Origin of the sequence: Streptomyces sp. NPDC002734, from assembly GCF_040295685.1 — a bacterium.
Lineage (GTDB): Bacteria > Actinomycetota > Actinomycetes > Streptomycetales > Streptomycetaceae > Streptomyces.
The window spans coordinates 148,780-166,508 of the sequence record NZ_JBEOVU010000012.1; the positions used below are offsets into that span (position 1 = coordinate 148,780).

Consider the following 17,729-nt stretch of genomic DNA (forward strand, 5'->3'; position numbering starts at 1 on the left):
AGAGTCTCGCCCGCGCTGGTTGGCTGCGGCCTTAACGCTGGTCGGTCGCCGTCCTGCGTCGGGCAGGGGTTTGGATGTTTATGCGGACCAAACCCTACTGGACGCTTTTTGGGGTCGCGCGAGGAGGGTCCCCCAACGCGCCGCCCGACACCCCGAAGGGGTGGCGACGTGGACGGATGTCGTGTCACCGCGCCCGTGACGGCGCGTCGTTTTCACCCGTTTGACGGTCTCTCGCCCGGGTGCGGCGCGGGCCTGCGGTCGGCTCGGCGGCCGTCCGGCCGGACCGTCCGGCCTCGCGAATCAGGGCCGAACGGCCCGGTAGCGTTCGGGCGTGCCGTACTTCGACGCCGCCTCCGCGGTCCCCCTCCATCCCGTCGCCCGCCAGGCGCTTCTCGCATCGCTCGACGAGGGGTGGGCCGATCCGGCGCGCCTCCACCGGGAGGGCCGCCGGGCCCGGATGCTGCTGGACGCCGCGCGCGAGGCCGCCGCCGACGCGGTGGGCTGCCGCCCGGACGAGCTGACCTTCACCACCTCCGGGACCCGCGCCGTGCACACCGGCGTGGCGGGCGCGCTGGCCGGGCGGCGGCGGGCCGGACATCACCTGATCGTGTCAGCGGTCGAGCACTCCTGCGTGCTGCACGCCGCCGAGTCGCACGAGGCGGGCGGCGGCGAGGTGACCCGCGTGGGGGTGGACCGGGGCGGACGCGTCGACGCGTCCGCGTTCGCGGCGGCCCTGCGGAAGGACACCGCGCTGGCGTGTCTGCAGTCCGCCAACCACGAGGTGGGCACCCTCCAGCCGGTGGCCGAGGTGGCCGAGGCCTGCCAGGAGGCCGGGGTTCCGCTCCTGGTGGACGCCGCGCAGTCGCTGGCCTGGGGGCCGGCGGAGGGGGCCTGGTCGCTGCTGGCGGCGAGCGCGCACAAGTGGGGCGGGCCGGCCGGGGTCGGGCTGCTGGCGGTGCGCAAGGGGGTGCGGTTCTCGGTTCCGGGGCCGTCGGACGAGCGGGAGTCGGGGCGGTCCCCGGGGTTCGAGGACATCCCGGCGGTGGTCGCCGCGGCGGCCTCGCTGCGGGCGGTGCGGGCCGAGGCCGCCGCCGAGGCGGCGCGGCTGCGGGAGCTCACGGAGCGGATCCGGGCGCGCGTCCCGGAGTTGGTACCGGACGTGGAGGTGGTGGGCGACCCGGTGCGGCGGCTGCCGGGGATCGTGACCTTCTCCTGTCTCTACGTCGACGGGGAGGCGCTGCTGCACGATCTGGACCGGGCGGGCTTCTCCGTCTCCTCCGGTTCCTCCTGCACGAGCAGCACGCTGGTGCCCAGTCATGTGCTGAAGGCGATGGGGGTGCTGAGCGAGGGGAACGTGCGGGTGTCCTTGCCGCCGGGGGCCGCGGGGGCGGACGTGGAGGACTTCCTCGACGTGCTGCCCGGGGCGGTGTCGCGGGTCCGGGCGCAGCTGGGGGCGCCGGCGGGGGGCGGGGCGGTCGACGTCTCCGCCGGCGGGGCGGGTTCCGCGGCCTCGGACGAGGACGCGGAACTGATCGTCGACACGCTGGGGCGGCGGTGCCCGATCCCGGTGATCGAGCTGGCCAAGGTGATCGGCGACGTGCCGGTGGGGGGCCTGGTGCGGGTGCTCTCCGACGACGAGGCGGCGCGGCTGGACGTCCCGGCGTGGTGCGAGATGCGGGGGCAGACGTACCTGGGTGAGTCCCCCTGGCCGGCGGGCGGCACGGCCTACCTCGTCCGCCGCGAACAGTGACGGCGGGGGCTTCCGCCACCCGGGCGTGAGGTCCCCGCGACGGTACCGGCGGGCGGGTGCAGGTGCTTGCGCGACGTTGACGTGACGTCGCGTGCCATCGCACCGCCTGCGCCCGCCCGTGCCGCCCCCTGGGCGGCCCAGCCGCCCGCAGGGCAGTCAGGCGCAGGAGCGGCGCGATCGCGCGTGACCTCACTTCGACGACACGCAGGCGCCCGCGCCGCGCCCACCCCGTGCATGCGAACCGCGCCCGCACCGCCCCGGGGAGCGAACCGTTAGGGAAGGGCCAGCATGCGCTCGAGGGCCAGCTTCGCGTAGGTCTCGGTCTCCCGGTCGACCTGGATGCGGTTGACCAGCTTCCCCTCCGCGAGGGACTCCAGCGCCCACACCAGGTGCGGCAGGTCGATCCGGTTCATCGTCGAGCAGAAGCACACCGTGCGGTCGAGGAAGACGACTTCCTTGCCCTCGGGGGCGAATCGGTTCGCCAGCCGCCGCACCAGGTTCAGCTCCGTGCCGATGGCCCACTTGGACCCGGCCGGCGCCGCCTCCAGCGCCTTGATGATGTACTCCGTCGACCCCACCTGGTCCGCCGCCGCGACGACCTCGTGCCGGCATTCGGGGTGCACCAGCACGTTGACGCCGGGGATCCGCTCCCGCACGTCGTTGACCGAGTCCAGGCTGAACCGCCCGTGCACCGAGCAGTGCCCGCGCCACAGGATCATCTTCGCCGCGCGCAGCTCCTCGGCGGTGAGTCCGCCGTTCGGCTTGTGCGGGTTGTAGACGACGCAGTCCTCCAGCGACATCCCCATGTCCCGCACCGCGGTGTTGCGCCCCAGGTGCTGGTCGGGGAGGAACAGCACCTTGTCGCCCTGGTCGAACGCCCACTCCAGCGCGCGCTTCGCGTTGGACGAGGTGCAGATCAGACCACCGTGCCGGCCGGTGAAGGCCTTGATGTCGGCGGAGGAGTTCATGTACGAGACGGGGACGACCTGCTCGGCCACACCCGCCTCGGTCAGCACGTCCCAGCACTCGGCGACCTGCTCGGCCGTCGCCATGTCGGCCATCGAGCAGCCGGCGGCGAGGTCGGGCAGCACGACCTTCTGGTCGTCGTTGGTCAGGATGTCGGCCGACTCGGCCATGAAGTGCACGCCGCAGAAGACGATGTACTCGGCCTCCGGGCGCGCCGCGGCGTCGCGGGCGAGCTTGAAGGAGTCGCCGGTGACGTCGGCGAACTGGATGACCTCGTCACGCTGGTAGTGGTGGCCGAGGACGAAGACCTTGTCCCCGAGCTTCTCCTTGGCCGCGCGGGCGCGCTCCACCAGGTCCGGGTCGGACGGCGACGGCAGGTCGCCGGGGCACTCGACGCCCCGCTCGCTCCGCGGGTCGGCCTCACGGCCGAGGAGGAGCAGCGCGAGCGGAGTCGGCTGGACGTCGAGCTCCTGGGGCTGGGCGGTGGTCACTACACGCACCCTTTCTGTTCTGCGGGTTTCCCCGGACGGGGAGACAGGTCGAACCTTTTCGTCGAAATGACGTTATCTATAATAACCGCTGCCGCCCGCTTTCCGGCAGGCCGATTGCGTCGATGTGACGTGAATCCCGGTCGGGCCCGGCGGCCCGGTGGGCGCTGTGAAGCGCCCCGGGCGTGTGCGAGCATGAGGGAAGGACGAGAGCGTTGCCTGTCCGTCCGGGCCGCGCGGAATGAATCCGCGGCCGGGCGGGTTGAATCGTCGGCAAGCAGTCTCCGTACAACCCGGGAGAGATAGATGTCCGTATCGGACGAGAAGACCACCGTCACCGACGGCATCGTCCTGAGCGACGCCGCCGCGGCCAAGGTCAAGGCCCTGCTCGACCAGGAAGGCCGCGACGACCTCGCGCTGCGCGTCGCCGTCCAGCCCGGTGGCTGCTCGGGTCTGCGGTACCAGCTGTTCTTCGACGAGCGCTCGCTCGACGGCGACGTGGTCAAGGACTTCGACGGCGTGAAGGTCGTCACCGACCGCATGAGCGCCCCGTACCTGGGCGGCGCGTCCATCGACTTCGTCGACACCATCGAGAAGCAGGGCTTCACGATCGACAACCCGAACGCCACGGGCTCCTGCGCCTGCGGCGACTCGTTCAACTGAGCCGGTCACCCCGGCTCGGCACCGAGGGCGGCGCCTCCCTGACGGAGGCGCCGCCCTCGGGCGTTTCCGGGGTGGAACGCGTCAGCGCGCCGTCGGGTACGGGTCCTTCTCCTTGGCCACGGGATGCCCCTCGGAGTCGACCACCGCGCGGTCGCCCAGCGGCCGTTCGAGCTCGACGGTCCGGTGGTGGGTCTTCGCGATCATGATGCAGACGCGGTCCGGCCACGGCTTGTCGAGGACGGTGACCTCGACCCGGCCCTCCTTCTCCTCGGTGCGGACCGTGAAGTCGGAGCAGACACCGGCCTCGAAGGCCACCGTGAGGCGGCCGTCCTCGGCGCGGTAGCCGGTGACCCGGGCCTGGCCGGCGGCCGTGCCGTCGTCCGGTCCGGTGGGGCGGGGGCTGGGACGCTCGGCCGGCGGCTCCTCCCCCGTGGTGAGGTGGGCGGGGTCGACGGCGGGGTGGGACAGGCGCAGCAGGTCGCCCCGGTCGGGGAGCCGCACCTCGAACATCCAGGACGGCACCAGCGTCTGCCGGCCGTCCACGAAGTGCGCGGCCAGGCCGAACTCGGCGCTCTCGACGGTGGCGGTGCGCCGCTTGAGAGGCGCCTCGGGGGTGCACGGGTGGGCCGGCGGCACGGCGGAGGGGCGGCCCGCGGGAGCTTCCTCCCCCTTGTCCCCGCCGGGCTCCGCGGGCACGGCGCTGGCGCAGCCGGGCTCCGGGGCCCGGCCGATCCCGGAGCTCAGCCGGTCGAGGTCCTTCAGCGCGGCCTCGGCGTCCACCAGCGGGTACGAGTCGCCGCGGACCGGGTCGGCGAGCATGCCGGCGCCCGAGGTCACCCGGGAGTCGGGTCCCACCCGCAGGGCGGTGGTCCAGCCGTGGGTGGGCAGCCCGCCGACGACGGGGTCGGCGTCGACGGTGCGCTCGGCGCCCAGGGTGCCGCCCGCGTCCACCCGGGCGTCGCCCTGTCCGGCGGCCTCGAGCACGGGGGCGGCGGCCTTCTCCGCCTTCGCTTCGTCCACCGGGGTCTTCGCGCCCGACGGGTCGCGGTGGAACGTCCAGGAGGCGGGGGCCTTCCGGTCGACGGTCAGCTCCTCCCCCGCCTTCCACACCGTGCCCTCCTGGCGCGGCGTGCTCTCCAGTCCGAGCGCCTCGGCGAGCGCGGCCACCCGCTCACGGGGGACCTGGCCCTCGGGCAGGTACACGGGGGCGGTGTCCGGGCCGTCGGGCAGCTCGCCGGCGGCACGGAAGGTCAGGCCCTGCGGCACGGCGCCGTAGCCGTCGAGCACCAGGGGCTCGGGCTTCGGCGGGTCGGCGGGCGAGGCGGCGGCCGGGCCGCCCGTGGAGGACGCGGCGTACGTGCCGACGCCCGCCACGGCCAGCACCGCCGCCGCCACCGCGGCCACCGCGAGCCGCCGGCGCGGCGGGTCGTGCCGCGGTCCGGGCGCGGCGTCGCCGTGCTCGGAGGCCCCGTCGTGGGCAGCCCCGCCGTGGGGAGCCGTTCCGTCGTGCGGGTCGTGGTCGCGGCCGTCGTCCGGGCCGCCGGCCGGCAGCGCGTCGTCCTTCACCTCGTTGCTCCTCTTCCTCAAAGGCCCTCGGAGGCCGTGCCCCTCATCAGGAGTCCCCGATGGGACGTGCGCGGGGAGGACCCGGTTCCCCCCGAAGGGGCACTCGGGACGAACCGGCCGCCCGAGCCGCCTACCATCGGTAGGTCACCAAGCCGCCAGCCAGGAGAGAACCCGCCGTGCGCATCGCAGTCACCGGCTCCATCGCCACCGACCACCTCATGACCTTCCCGGGCCGGTTCGCCGACCAGCTCGTCGCGGACCAGCTGCACACGGTCTCGCTCTCCTTCCTGGTCGACCAGCTCGACGTCCGCCGCGGCGGCGTCGGCGCCAACATCGCGTTCGGCATGGGCCAGCTGGGCACCGGTCCGGTCCTGGTCGGCGCGGCCGGCTCCGACTTCGACGAGTACCGCGCCTGGCTCGACCGGCACGGCGTCGACACGGCTTCCGTGCGCATCTCCGAGACGCTGCACACCGCGCGCTTCGTGTGCACCACGGACGCCGACCACAACCAGATCGGCTCCTTCTACACGGGCGCGATGAGCGAGGCCCGTCTGATCGAGCTGAAGACCGTCGCCGACCGGGTGGGCGGCCTCGACCTGGTCCTCATCGGCGCCGACGACCCGGAGGCGATGCTCCGCCACACGGAGGAGTGCCGCGCCCGGGGCATCGCGTTCGCCGCGGACTTCTCGCAGCAGATCGCGCGGATGGACGGCGAGGAGATCCGCATCCTGCTGGACGGGGCGACGTACCTCTTCTCCAACGAGTACGAGAAGGGCCTCATCGAGTCCAAGACGGGCTGGTCCGACGAGGAGATCCTCGCCAAGGTCGGCCACCGGGTGACCACGCTGGGCTCGCGCGGCGTGCGCGTGGAGCGTCACGGCGAGAACCCGATCGAGGTCTGCGTGCCGAAGGAGACCCGCAAGGCCGACCCGACCGGTGTCGGCGACGCCTTCCGCGCCGGTTTCCTCTCCGGTCTCGCGTGGGGCGTCTCGCTGGAGCGCGCGGCGCAGATCGGCTGCATGCTGGCGACGCTGGTCATCGAGACCGTGGGCACCCAGGAGTACCAGCTGCACCGGGCCCACTTCATGGAGCGCTTCGCCGAGGCGTACGGCGAGGAGGCCGCCTCCGAGGTCCGCAAGAACCTCGGCTGACGCTCGGACCGCGGCCCGAACGATCGCCGCGGTCCGAGCGATCGCCGCGGTCCGGTCGCTCAGTGACACACGGGGAAGGCCCCCGGCGCCAGTGGCGCCGGGGGCCTTCCGTGTCGCGGTGCGTCAGGCCCGGACGGGCTCGGGCTCCGCGGCGGGGGCGGGCGTGTCGCCGCCGCCGTCGCCGGGGGCCTGCTCCGCCCGCTTCGCGGCCCGCTTGGCCGCACGGCGCTCCTTGCGGAGCTCCAGCATGGCGTACAGCGTCGGCACCAGCAGCAGCGTGAGCAGCGTCGAGGTGATCAGACCGCCGATCACCACGACCGCCAGCGGCTGGGCGATGAACCCGCCGTGGCCGGTGACGCCCAGCGCCATCGGGACGAGGGCGAAGATGGTCGCCAGCGCGGTCATCAGGATGGGCCGCAGACGGTGCCGGCCTCCCTCGATCACCGCCTCGACGACTCCGTAGCCCTGCTCCCGGTACTGGTTGATCAGGTCGATCAGCACGATGGCGTTGGTGACCACGATGCCGATCAGCATCAGCATGCCGATCATCGCCGGGACGCCCATCGGGGTGCCGGTGGCGATCAGCAGGCCCAGCGCGCCGGTGGCGGCGAACGGGACGGACACCAGCAGGATCAGCGGCTGCGCCAGCGACCGGAAGGTGCCCACCAGCAGGATGAACACGATGGCGATGGCGGCGAGCATGGCCAGGAAGAGGTTCATCTGCGCCTCCTCCTGCTGGTCGACGACGCCGCCGATCTCGGCGGTGGCGCCCTTGGGCAGCTCGAGCTCGTCGAGCACCTTGGCCAGCTCGATGCCGACGGCGCCGGTGTCGTCGGTGGTCGGGCGCGCGGTGACGTTCACGGCGCGCTGACCGTCGATGCGGGTCAGCGAGACCGGACCGTCGACCAGCTTGATGTCGGCGACCTGGGAGAGCTTGACCTTGCCCAGACGCAGGCTCTTCAGCTCGGCCACCGTGTCGGCCGGCTTGGCGGCCTTGATGACGACGTCACGCTCGGCCTGGTCCAGCGTGGCCTTGCCGACCGTGTTGCCGCGGACGGCCTGGGCGACGATCCCGCCGAGGGCCTGGTCGGTGAACCCGGCGGCCGCGGCCTTCTCGTTGGCGCGGACCTGGATCCGCGGCACCGACTGCGCGAGGTCGTTGGTGACCTCGGTGACGTCGTCCATGCCCTTGACCGCGTCGGTGACCTCGGCGGCCGCGTCGGCCAGCACGTCACGGTCGGCGGCCTTGACGACCACCGCGAGGTTCTGGCTGCCGAGACCCATCTGGGCCCCGCCGATCTCGGTCTCGCCGACGCCGTCCAGGCCGGCCAGGCTCTTCTCGATCTTCTTCTGGACGTCCTCGAAGGAGGCGTCGTCCTCGATCATCACCTGGAAGCTGGCCTGGTTGGTGCCGGTGCCGCCGCCGAAGGCCGCCATCCAGCCGGAGCTGCCGACGGTGACCTGCTGGTTCTTGACGCCCTCGACGCCCTCGATCGCCTTCTCCACCGTGGCCGCGGCCTTGTCGGTGGCGGCCAGGCTGGTGCCCGGCTCGAGCTTCTGGGTGACCGAGATGACGTCCTGGTCGCTCTGGTCGAACAGGTTGACCTTGAGCAGCGGGGTCATGGCCAGGGTGCCGACGAACACGGCGACCGCGATCAGCACGCTGGTGAGGCGGCGACGGGTGGCGAACTTCAGCACGGGCACGTACAGGCGCTGCAGGCGGCTGCGGCGCTCGGCCTCCTCCGCCTTGAGGCGGGCCTGCGCGGCGTCGTCCGGGCTGCCCTTGGGTGCGCGCAGGAACCAGTAGGACAGGACCGGGACCACGGTCAGCGACACCAGCAGCGAGGCCAGCAGGGCGACCGTGACGGTGATGCTGAAGTCGCTGAACATCTCGCCGACCATGCCGCCGACGAGGCCGATCGGCAGGAAGACCGCGACGGTGGTGAGCGTGGAGGAGGTGACCGCGCCGGCGACCTCGCGGACCGCCTTGAGGATGGCCTCCTTGCGCTCCTCGCCGTAGCCGAGGTGCCGCTTGATGTTCTCCAGCACCACGATCGAGTCGTCGACGACCCGGCCGATGGCGATGGTGAGACCGCCCAGCGTCAGCATGTTGAGCGAGATGTCGCGGGTCCACAGGAAGATCAGCGTGAGGACCACGGACAGCGGGATGGAGACCGCGGTGACCAGGGTCGAGCGGACCGAGGTCAGGAAGACCAGGATGATCACGACGGCGAACAGCAGGCCGAGCGCGCCCTCGGTGGTGAGGCCGGAGATCGCCTGGGCGACGGCCGGGCCCTGGTCGCTGACGACGGTGATCTCGGCGTTCTTGCCGACCGACGCGCGCAGGTCGTCGAGCTTGTCCTCGACGGCGTCCGAGATGGTGACGGCGCTGCCGTCACGGTCCATGGTGACCATCACGGACAGGCTGGGCTTGCCGTTGGTCCGGGTGATGGAGTCGGTCGCGGCCGGCTTCTCCTCGACCTCGGCGACCGAGGAGAGCTTGACCGCCTTGGCGCCGCCCTGACCGGCGGCACCCGGGGCTCCGGCCGCCGCGCCGGCGCCCTGCGCCTGGCCGACGATCCGCAGGTCCTTGATCTGCTGGAGAGAGGTGTAGCCGCCGCCGACCTGGACGGTGCGGTTGGCGCCGTCCTCGTCGAAGGCGCCGGCCGGGACGGTCGCGCCGCCCGCTTGGAGCGCCTGGGCCAGCGAGTCGGCGCTCAGCCCGGCGCGCGCCATCTTGGCGTCGTTGGGGGTGATCGTCACCTGCATGTCGCGCACGCCGTTGACCGAAGCCTGGGAGACGCCCTCGATCTTCTCCAGCTCGGGCAGCACGGCGGTGTCGAGGCGGTCGGCCAGCGCCTGCTGGTCCATGTCCGCGGTGACGGAGAGGACCACGGCGGGCATGTCGTCGGAGCTGCCGGCGATCACCTGCGGGTCGACGCCCTCGGGCAGCATGTTCCGCGACCGGTTGATGGCCTGCTGGATGTCGGCGACCAGCTGCTTGGTGTCCGGGCCGTAGTCGAAGGAGGCCATGATCACGGCGCTGCCCTCGCTCGCCGTGGAGGTCAGGCTCTCGACACCGTCGACGGCCTTGATGCCGTTCTCCAGGGGCTCGACGACCTGCTTCTCCACCACGTCCGGGGACGCGCCCTGGTACGGCGCGATGACCGAGACCATGGGCAGTTCGATGGAGGGGAACAGCTGCTGCTTGAGCTGCGGGATCGCGATCACTCCGAAGAGGAGCGCGATGAGCGACATCAGCCCTATCAGGGCCCGCTGCGCGAGGCTGAATTTCGACAGCCAGGACATAAGGGTCAGGGTCTCTCTACGAGGTGAGGGCACGGTGCGTGGGGGCGCCGGCATGGGGCGGGACCGCCGCCGCATACATCCTCACCCATGGCCCGTCAGGACCTGGTAACCCCCTGGTCCTATTTGACGAGCGTCACATCCTCCTAGGGGCGGACATCCCCACCGCCGTCCACGGGGAGGGCAGGGGCGTCCGCCGCGCCGGCCGACGGCGGCACGGCACCGGGGGACCCTACGTGCCCCGCCGCACCGGGGGGCGCTGCCCTTCGGCGCGGTCCTGCCGCCTCGCGGGGCGGTGCCGCCAGGGTCGCCCACCCGGCCGGGCGGCCCCGGCGGGTCCCGCCGCCCCGTCTCGCGCTGCCCTTCGGCGGGGTGCCGCCGCCTCGCGGGGCACTCGTCGCCCGCCGGCGGGTCGGCAGCCCCTGCCCACCCTCCGGGTTCCGGGCTCCTGCCGGCTCAGCCGGCGTTGCGCTCCGCGGGCCCGGAGGCGTCGGCCGGCGCTACCGGCCCGGCGGGGTCGGCCGGCGTTACCGGCCCGGCGGGGGCGGTGGGCGTCACGGGCTCCGCGGGCGGCCCGGCGGCGTCGGCCGGGGTGACGGGCTCGGCGGGCGCGGCTGCCTCGGGGGCTCCGGCGGACGCCGCGGCCTCCGCGGACCCCGCGGGCTCCCCAGGCTCGGCCGGGGTGGGGGACTCGCCGATCTCCGGCAGCTCGGCGGCGAGCGCGGCGGCGGCCCGCACCAGCGGGAGTGCCAGCAGCGCGCCCACGCCCTCGCCGACGGTCACCCCGTGGTCCAGCAGCGGCTCGAGCGCCATCCGGTCCAGCGCCTTCGCCTGGGCGGGCTCGCCGCTGCTGTGGCCGGCCAGCCACCAGTCGGGCGCGCGGAAGGCGGCCCGCTGCGCGACCAGGGCGGCGGCGGCCGAGACCACCCCGTCCAGGATCACGGGGGTGCGACGCACCGCGCACTGGAGCAGGAAGCCGGTCATCGCGGCCAGGTCGGCCCCGCCCACCGCGGCCAGCAGCTTCAGCTGGTCGCCGAGGACCGGTCGCGCCCGCCGCAGCGAGTCGCGGATCGCGGCGCACTTGCGCATCCACGCCAGGTCGTCGATCCCGGCGCCCCCACGGCCGGTGACCACCGAGGCGTCGGTCCCGCAGAGGGCGGCGACCAGGACCGCGGCGGGCGTCGTGCCGCCGACGCTGAGGTCGCCCAGGACGATGAGGTCGGTGCCGGCGTCGGCCTCCTCGTCGGCGATCTCCATGCCCACGCGGAACGCCGTCTCGGCCTCCTCCGCGGTGAGCGCGTCCTCGATGTCGATCCGGCCGCTGCCGGCGCGCACCCGACGGGCGGTCACCTCGGCGGGCAGCGCCTCCGGTTCGCAGTCCAGGCCCACATCCACGATCCGCAGCGGGACACCCTCGCGGCGGGCGAGGACGGCGACGGGACTCACGCCCTCCAGGACGTCGCGCACCAGCCAGGAAGCCGTGCCGGCCGGGCGTCCGGAGACGTCGAGCGCGGCCACGCCGTGGTCGGCGGCGAACAGCACGACCTTGGGCCGGTCCAGGGGGCGCACCGGCACCGTGTGCTGGGCGGCCGCGAGCCACTCCCCCAGTTCGTCCAGACGTCCCAGCGACCCGGCCGGAACGGCCAGCCGCTCCCGGCGCGCCTCCGCGTCACGGCGCACGCTGCCGTGGGGACGCTGGATCCGGTCGGTGAAGTCGTCGAGATTAAGCGAGCTCATTGGCGGAACAGTACCGGCCCGTCGGGGCGGCGTCGTTGCACCCGGGAGCGGGACGTCCTACGTTCCGGTTTGCCCGCTTTCGTGTCCGGGGATCTCCCGTGGTGTTCCCCGTCCTTCCGTCCGTCGTCGCCCGAGGTGAGGAGCCGCCGTGGCCGAGGTCGCCGTGCCGCAGTCGCAGGAGCCGGTGGGACCGGGCGGCCGGGGCGGGCCGCTCCCCGGGCAGGCGCCGGACGACCGGCCGCCGGGGCGGCTCGAGCGGCTGCGCCACCGCCTCGCCGCGCGGGCGGTGCTCGCGGTCGTGCCGGAGCCGGAGAGCTGGCTGGACGTCGACTGCGGGTACGGGCACTTCTGCGCGGCGGCGCGGGCGTGGTTCCCGTACACCTCGTTCGACGGGCTGGACGCCGGGGCGCGGGTGGAGGCGGCCTGGCGGGCGGGGCGGGTGGAGGAGGCGCACCGGGGGGTGCCGGGGGACCCCGCGGTCACCCTCCGCCTGAGGGGGCGTTACGACGTGGTGAGCCTGCGCGGCAGGCGGCTCCGGCCCGCCGAGCTGCGCGCCCTGCGGCCGCTCCTCCGCCCTGGCGGCCACCTCCTGGCCGACCCCTCCCCCGAGACCCCGGCCGCCCTCACCGCCACCGGCTACCTCCCCCTCCCCCGCACCGCTCCCTGGCACCCTCTCCTCGCCCGCCTGCCGGGCTGACGCGCGGGGCCTGTCCGCCCCGGGGGCGGAGGGCTAGAAGGAGCCGCGGAGGGGCAGGGCCTGGCCGGCCACGACGAGGAGGACGTGTTCGCACTCCGCGGCGACCGCCGCGTTCAGCCGCCCCAGCTCGTCCCGGTACCGCCGCCCCGACGCCGTCGCCGGCACGATCCCGGAGCCGACCTCGTTGGAGACCGTCACCACCGTCCGCCGCGTCGCCCGCAACGCCTCCGCCAGCCCGGTCACCCGCGCCCGCAGCTCCCGCTGGCCGCCGCCCGCCCATTCCGCGTCGTCCCACGCGCCGACCGCGTCCATCGCGTCGGTGAGCCACAGCGCCAGACAGTCGATCAGCAGCGGCGGCCCGTCGTGGTCCTCGAGCAGCGGGCCGAGGTCGCAGGTCTCCAGCGTCCGCCAGGACGCCGGCCGCCGGTCCCGGTGCAGCCGGACCCGTTCCGCCCACTCGGAGTCGCCGCCCCGCGTCCCGCCGGTGGCCACGTACACCACCTCGGGGAACGCCTCGAGCCGCCGCTCCGCCTCGACCGACTTGCCGGACCGCGCGCCGCCCAGCACCAGGGTGCGCCGCGGCACGTCGGGCACGTTCTCGTACGTCCCCACCGTCAGCGTCTCTCCGTCCGGCACCGCCCTCGCCCCCGCCGCGGCCAGCCGGCGCCGCAGTTCGGCGCCGGGCGGCACGTCGTGGTCGACGTGCACCGCGATCACGTCCGTGGTGGGCCCGACCGCGCCCGTCTCCCGCAGCCGGCCCAGCGCGTCCGGGCGGCCGCTCACGTCGGCCAGCACCATCTCGTACGGCTCGGTGCTCTCCTCGAGCCCGGCCGGCGCGCACCCCGGCGGCAGGTACAGCAGCCGGTGGCCGTCGGGCCCCGTCACCGCGTAGCCGGTGCCCGGGGCGTCCATGGCCAGCGCCCGCACCCGGTGCCCGGTGAGCAGCGCGAGTTCCCGCCCGTCCGGCACCCGCCCGGGCTGCGGCAGCCCCGGCGGCACCTCGACGGCGGGGCCGTCGTGCGGATGGGTGAGCAGCACCTGCCGCACGCCGTTCAGCGAGTGCCCCGAACGGGCGGCGGCGAAGGCCGCCCCGGGGATCAGGTCGAGCAGCAGCGTGCCGTCCACGAGCAGCGAGGTCGCGGCCCGGGCGTCCGGGCCGAGGGCGACGGCGCAGGCGGCGCAGGGGCAGCCGGGGCGGGGCAGCCCGCTGGGGGCTCCGGTGCCGAGCAGAGTGACGTCCACGTACCGATTGTCCCGTCCGCCGCGCGGACCGCGCGCCCGCCACCGTCTGTTCGGCGGCGCGGCGTCCTCCGCGGGGTGCGTGCCGCGCCCGGTGGGGCCGCCGATGTTGCAGGAGCCGCGCGACCGGGAACGATCAGGACCTGGGCACCCCCTAAGCTCCTGACGACGGCATCACAAGCCGGACCCGCAACCCTGGAGGCGCACGTGGTGGCATGGATTTGGCGGTTCGAGAAGGCCGACGGCACCGAGGTCGACCCCGCGGTGGAGCCGGAGGAGTTCACCACGCAGGGCGACGCGGAGTCCTGGCTGGGCGAGCACTGGCGGGACCTGCTGGAGGGCGGCGCCGAGCAGGTGCGGCTCTTCGAGGACGAGGCGGAGATCTACGGCCCGATGAGCCTGCGCGCCGAGGACGCCGAGGACGCCGGGGACGGCGCCGACGCCGCGAGCACCGAGAACGCCGGGACCTGACGGCCCGGCAGGACGGCCGGGGGCGGCCCGTCGGCCCCCGGCCGCCCGCGCGTCACTGCTCGCCCAGCGTCACCCGCGCCGTGCGGTCGTCGCCGTTCCGCCGGTAGGCGACGGTCACCTCGTCGCCCGGCTGCATGGTGGCCAGCGTCTCGGTGAGCGAGGTGATGGTGGTGATCTGACGCTTGCCCAGCCGGGTGATGACGTCCCCGGCCCGCAGTCCCGCGTCGGCCGCGGCCCCGCCGCTCGTCACCTCGACGATCGCCACGCCGGTGGCCCGGTTGTTCCGGTCGACCACGGTGCGGCCGGTGATGCCGAGCGCGGCCCGCCCCGTGTGGGTGACCCGCCCCTGGTCGATGATCTGGTCGGCCACCGTGCGCACCATGGACGACGGGATGGCGAAGCCGATGCCCGCCGCCGCCTCGCCGCCGCCCAGGCTCGGGTCGGAGGCGGCCAGGGTGGGGATGCCGATGACCTTCCCGTCCAGGTCGACCAGTGCTCCCCCGCTGTTGCCGGGGTTGATGGCGGCGGAGGTCTGGATCATGTTGGGGATGGTCGCGCCGGTGCCGCCCCCGTCCGCGGTCTCGCTGACGGTCCGTCCGGTGGCGGAGACGATGCCCTGGGTGACGCTGGAGGACAGCCCCAGCGGCGAGCCCATGGCCATCACGATCTGCCCGACCTGCACCTCGGAGGAGTCGCCCAGCTCCGCAGGCCGCAGTCCCTCGGGCATCCGTTCCAGCTTGATCACCGCGAGGTCCTGCTCGGGGAAGGACGACACCAGCCGCGCGGTCAGCGGCGCGCCGGCCTGGGCGGTGGTCACCCGGAACCGCTCCTCGTCCCCGACAACATGGGCGTTGGTGACGATGTGCCCCTGGTCGTCGTAGACGATGCCGGAGCCGAGGTCGCCGGATGCCTGCACCTGCACGACGGAGGGCAGGGCGTCGCGGACGACCTGGATGTAGCCCTCCTCCAGGTCCCGTGGGGCGGTCGGCGCGTGCGGGGCGCGCGCCTCCTGTCCCCGGCCCGGCGCGGTGTGCGGGGCGGCCGCCTGGCAGGCGGGCAGGACGGCGAGGGCGAGGCAGCAGGCGAGTGCGGTCCCGGCGCGGCGCGTGGCGGATGCGTCCATGCCTGCGAGTCTCGCCGCCCCGCCCCGCCGCGGCCCGTCCTGTACCCCCGAACGGGCCCCGGTGGCGAGCGGGGGTCAGGTGGTCGGGAGGCCTCGGGAGCCGCAGAGGTGGAGCAGGGCCGCCACCCGGCGGTAGGGGTCGGTGCGGCCGGCGCGCTCCTCGGCGGCGAGGAGGTCGTCGAGCTCGGAGGGCGCGCCGGCGCCGTCGGGCGCGAGGTCGGTGAAGACCCGGACGCCGTACCAGGACCGCAGCGGCGCGCCGATGCCGGCCAGCGACTCGGTGAGCGCGTCGAGCCGGTCGGCGCGGGCGTTCACGCCGAGCCGGTTGCGGTAGCCCACGGTGTCGAAGGCGGCGACCGCGCCGGCCCAGTCGCCGGCCAGGCCGGGCCGCATGGCGAGCGCGTCGCCGTTGCGCACCAGCAGCGAGAGCAGCCCGCCGGGGGCCAGCATCCGGCCGAGGCCCGCGAGCAGCGCGTCCGGGTCCTCGACGTACATCAGCACGCCGTGGCAGAGCACGACGTCGAAGGCGCCCGGCAGGAAGTGGACGCCGGTCTCCTGACCGTCGCCCTCCACCAGGCGGACCCGCTCGCGGATTCCGGCGGGCTCGCCCTCCAGGGCCCGGCGCGCGGCCTCGATCATCACGGGGTCGCGCTCGACGCCGGTGACCTGGTGCCCGGCGCGGGCGAGCCGCAGCGCCTGGGTGCCCTGGCCCATGCCGACGTCCAGCACGCGCAGCCGCTTGCCGACCGGGAAGTGGGCGATGATCTGCTCGTCCAGCTGACGCGCCACCAGTTCCTGGCGGACGACGTCACGCAGCCCGCCCAGCTTGCCCAGCCAGGCGCGGGCCGCGTCGGAGTCGAAGGGGGTCGCCTGCCGCGGCACCCCGGCGGATCCGGTGGTGGTCAGGGCCGCTCCCCGCGCTTGACCTGGGGCTTGGGCAGCCGGAGCCGGCGCATCTGGAGCGAGCGCATCAGCGCGTAGGCGACGGCGCCGCGGCGGTTCTGGTCCGGGAACTTCTCGGCGAGCCGCTTGCGCAGGCGCAGGCCCGTCGCCAGCGAGTCCAGGACGATCATCACGATGATCGCCAGCCAGAGCAGCATGCCGATGAACTGGATCTGCTCGTTCCTGATGATCGTCAGGACCAGGATGATCACGGCCATGGGCAGGAAGAACTCGGCCACGCACCAGCGGGAGTCGATGTAGTCCCGGGCGAAACGACGCACCGGGCCCTTGTCGCGCACCGGCAGGTACCGCTCGTCGCCGGAGGCGAGCGCCTGGCGCTGGCGCTCCATGGCGGACCGGCGCTCCTCGCGCTGTCGCTTCGCCGCCTCCTTGCGGTTGGTCGGCGTGTGGGCGACGCTGCGGCGCTGGGACTGGGCCGCGCTCCGCTTGGGAGTCGGCCTGCCCTTCGGGGCCTGCGGGTCACGGGGCTGTTTGGCCTGGCTCACCGGCGACTGCGCGGCGTCCTTGGCCTTCTCGGCGTTGGCACGGCTTCGGAACACAAAACCCAAGGGTACGGGGTGGCGCCAGGCATGGACCACCGCCCCGGTGGGAACGATCCCGCAACGGCCCGCGTCCTGACACCCGGGGGGATGATCTCCTCCTTGGGCCGGACCGGACGCGTCCGCGGTCGTCCTCGCGGAGGACCGGATCGCCCGCCGGACAGTGCGGTAATGGAGGCACAGCCCGTACCGTGGGTTGTGTCGGCAGTAGCTGGAGCTGGAAGTCGTCAGAAGGGGGCGCGCGAAGCCCATGAGCGGTGTCATGAAGCGTATGGGGATGATCTTCCGCGCGAAGGCGAACAAGGCCCTGGACCGGGCCGAGGACCCTCGCGAAACCCTCGACTACTCGTACCAGAAGCAGCTCGAGCTGCTGCAGAAGGTGCGGCGCGGGGTCGCCGACGTGGCGACCTCCCGCAAGCGTCTGGAACTCCAGCTCAACCAGCTGCGGTCGCAGTCGGGGAAGCTGGAGGAGCAGGGGCGCAAGGCGCTGGCGCTGGGCCGTGAGGATCTGGCCCGCGAGGCGCTGACCCGGCGTGCCGCGCTGCAGCAGCAGGTGACGGACCTGGAGACGCAGCACAGCACCCTGCAGGGCGAGGAGGAGAAGCTCACTCTCGCGGCCCAGCGGCTGCAGGCGAAGGTGGACGCCTTCCGCACCAAGAAGGAGACCATCAAGGCCACCTACACGGCGGCCCAGGCGCAGACCCGGATCGGCGAGGCGTTCAGCGGCATCTCCGAGGAGATGGGCGACGTCGGCCTGGCCATCCAGCGTGCCGAGGACAAGACCGCGCAGCTTCAGGCGCGGGCCGGCGCGATCGACGAGCTGCTCGCCTCGGGCGCGCTCGAGGACCCGTCCGGCATGGCCAAGGACGACATCCAGGCCGAGCTGGACCGGCTCTCCGGTGGTACGGATGTGGAGCTGGAGCTTCAGCGGATGAAGGCCGAGCTGTCGGGTCCCGCCGAGCAGCAGCAGGCCATCGAGGGCGGCGCCCAGGCGCAGGAGCAGGCGCAGGACTCCCCTCGGTTCCACAAGGAGCAGTAGCCCCGTAGCAGGGCCGCAGTGGCCCCGACCG

The 17,729-nt window shown here is 74.0% G+C and carries 13 protein-coding genes and 1 pseudogene; 6 read left to right on the forward strand and 8 right to left on the reverse strand.

Going from position 1 to position 17,729, the window contains the following annotated elements; genetic code table 11:
• The first annotated feature begins 331 nt into the window (after positions 1–331).
• Positions 332–1,750, forward strand: coding sequence for a cysteine desulfurase/sulfurtransferase TusA family protein (locus tag ABT026_RS13625; RefSeq protein ID WP_351114427.1), 1,419 nt, complete (start codon positions 332–334; stop codon positions 1,748–1,750).
• A 272-nt stretch (positions 1,751–2,022) separates the two neighbouring features.
• Here the strand turns inward: ABT026_RS13625 and nadA are convergent, their stop codons facing one another.
• Complete coding sequence (gene nadA, locus ABT026_RS13630; RefSeq protein ID WP_351114428.1) at positions 2,023–3,207, reverse strand: quinolinate synthase NadA; 1,185 nt, start codon at positions 3,205–3,207, stop codon at positions 2,023–2,025.
• A gap of 303 nt (positions 3,208–3,510) precedes the next feature.
• Here nadA and ABT026_RS13635 point away from each other — a divergent pair, with 303 nt between their 5' ends.
• Positions 3,511–3,867, forward strand: a complete 357-nt coding sequence (locus ABT026_RS13635; protein ID WP_108953788.1) for a HesB/IscA family protein — start codon at positions 3,511–3,513, stop codon at positions 3,865–3,867.
• 81 nt (positions 3,868–3,948) lie between these two features.
• Here the strand turns inward: ABT026_RS13635 and ABT026_RS13640 are convergent, their stop codons facing one another.
• Complete coding sequence (locus ABT026_RS13640; protein WP_351114429.1) at positions 3,949–5,433, reverse strand: hypothetical protein; 1,485 nt, start codon at positions 5,431–5,433, stop codon at positions 3,949–3,951.
• 176 nt (positions 5,434–5,609) lie between these two features.
• Here ABT026_RS13640 and ABT026_RS13645 point away from each other — a divergent pair, with 176 nt between their 5' ends.
• On the forward strand, positions 5,610–6,584 hold the full coding sequence (locus ABT026_RS13645; protein ID WP_351114431.1) for a carbohydrate kinase family protein: 975 nt from the start codon (positions 5,610–5,612) through the stop codon (positions 6,582–6,584).
• 123 nt (positions 6,585–6,707) lie between these two features.
• Here ABT026_RS13645 and ABT026_RS13650 read toward each other — a convergent pair whose 3' ends face one another.
• Together ABT026_RS13650 and cobT are read right to left on the reverse strand one after the other, a co-directional pair.
• On the reverse strand, positions 6,708–9,893 hold the full coding sequence (locus ABT026_RS13650; RefSeq protein WP_351114432.1) for an efflux RND transporter permease subunit: 3,186 nt from the start codon (positions 9,891–9,893) through the stop codon (positions 6,708–6,710).
• Between the two features lie 453 nt (positions 9,894–10,346).
• The gene (cobT, locus tag ABT026_RS13655) at positions 10,347–11,627 is read right to left on the reverse strand and encodes a nicotinate-nucleotide--dimethylbenzimidazole phosphoribosyltransferase (RefSeq protein WP_351114433.1); all 1,281 of its coding nucleotides are present in this window, start codon (positions 11,625–11,627) and stop codon (positions 10,347–10,349) included.
• A 148-nt stretch (positions 11,628–11,775) separates the two neighbouring features.
• Between cobT and ABT026_RS13660 the strand changes: the two genes are divergently transcribed.
• Positions 11,776–12,324: a methyltransferase domain-containing protein gene (locus tag ABT026_RS13660; protein ID WP_351114434.1), complete on the forward strand. Its 549-nt coding sequence runs from the start codon at positions 11,776–11,778 to the stop codon at positions 12,322–12,324.
• A gap of 33 nt (positions 12,325–12,357) precedes the next feature.
• Here ABT026_RS13660 and ABT026_RS13665 read toward each other — a convergent pair whose 3' ends face one another.
• Positions 12,358–13,566: a bifunctional adenosylcobinamide kinase/adenosylcobinamide-phosphate guanylyltransferase gene (locus ABT026_RS13665; protein WP_351114435.1), complete on the reverse strand. Its 1,209-nt coding sequence runs from the start codon at positions 13,564–13,566 to the stop codon at positions 12,358–12,360.
• A gap of 204 nt (positions 13,567–13,770) precedes the next feature.
• Here ABT026_RS13665 and ABT026_RS13670 point away from each other — a divergent pair, with 204 nt between their 5' ends.
• A complete protein-coding gene (locus tag ABT026_RS13670; RefSeq protein ID WP_351114436.1) occupies positions 13,771–14,034 on the forward strand; it encodes a hypothetical protein in 264 nt (87 codons plus the stop codon).
• 52 nt (positions 14,035–14,086) lie between these two features.
• Here ABT026_RS13670 and ABT026_RS13675 read toward each other — a convergent pair whose 3' ends face one another.
• From ABT026_RS13675 to ABT026_RS13685, 3 genes and pseudogenes are all read right to left on the reverse strand, one after another.
• Complete coding sequence (locus tag ABT026_RS13675; protein ID WP_351114437.1) at positions 14,087–15,157, reverse strand: S1C family serine protease; 1,071 nt, start codon at positions 15,155–15,157, stop codon at positions 14,087–14,089.
• Positions 15,158–15,232: 75 nt separating this feature from the next.
• Positions 15,233–15,946 carry a class I SAM-dependent methyltransferase gene (locus ABT026_RS13680; RefSeq protein ID WP_351114470.1) on the reverse strand — a complete coding sequence of 238 codons (714 nt, stop codon included), beginning with the start codon at positions 15,944–15,946 and terminating at the stop codon, positions 15,233–15,235.
• A 113-nt stretch (positions 15,947–16,059) separates the two neighbouring features.
• Positions 16,060–16,691, reverse strand: a pseudogene (locus ABT026_RS13685) (DUF3043 domain-containing protein).
• Positions 16,692–16,909: 218 nt separating this feature from the next.
• Between ABT026_RS13685 and ABT026_RS13690 the strand changes: the two are divergent.
• Positions 16,910–17,698 carry a PspA/IM30 family protein gene (locus tag ABT026_RS13690; protein WP_351114438.1) on the forward strand — a complete coding sequence of 263 codons (789 nt, stop codon included), beginning with the start codon at positions 16,910–16,912 and terminating at the stop codon, positions 17,696–17,698.
• Positions 17,699–17,729: the final 31 nt, after the last annotated feature.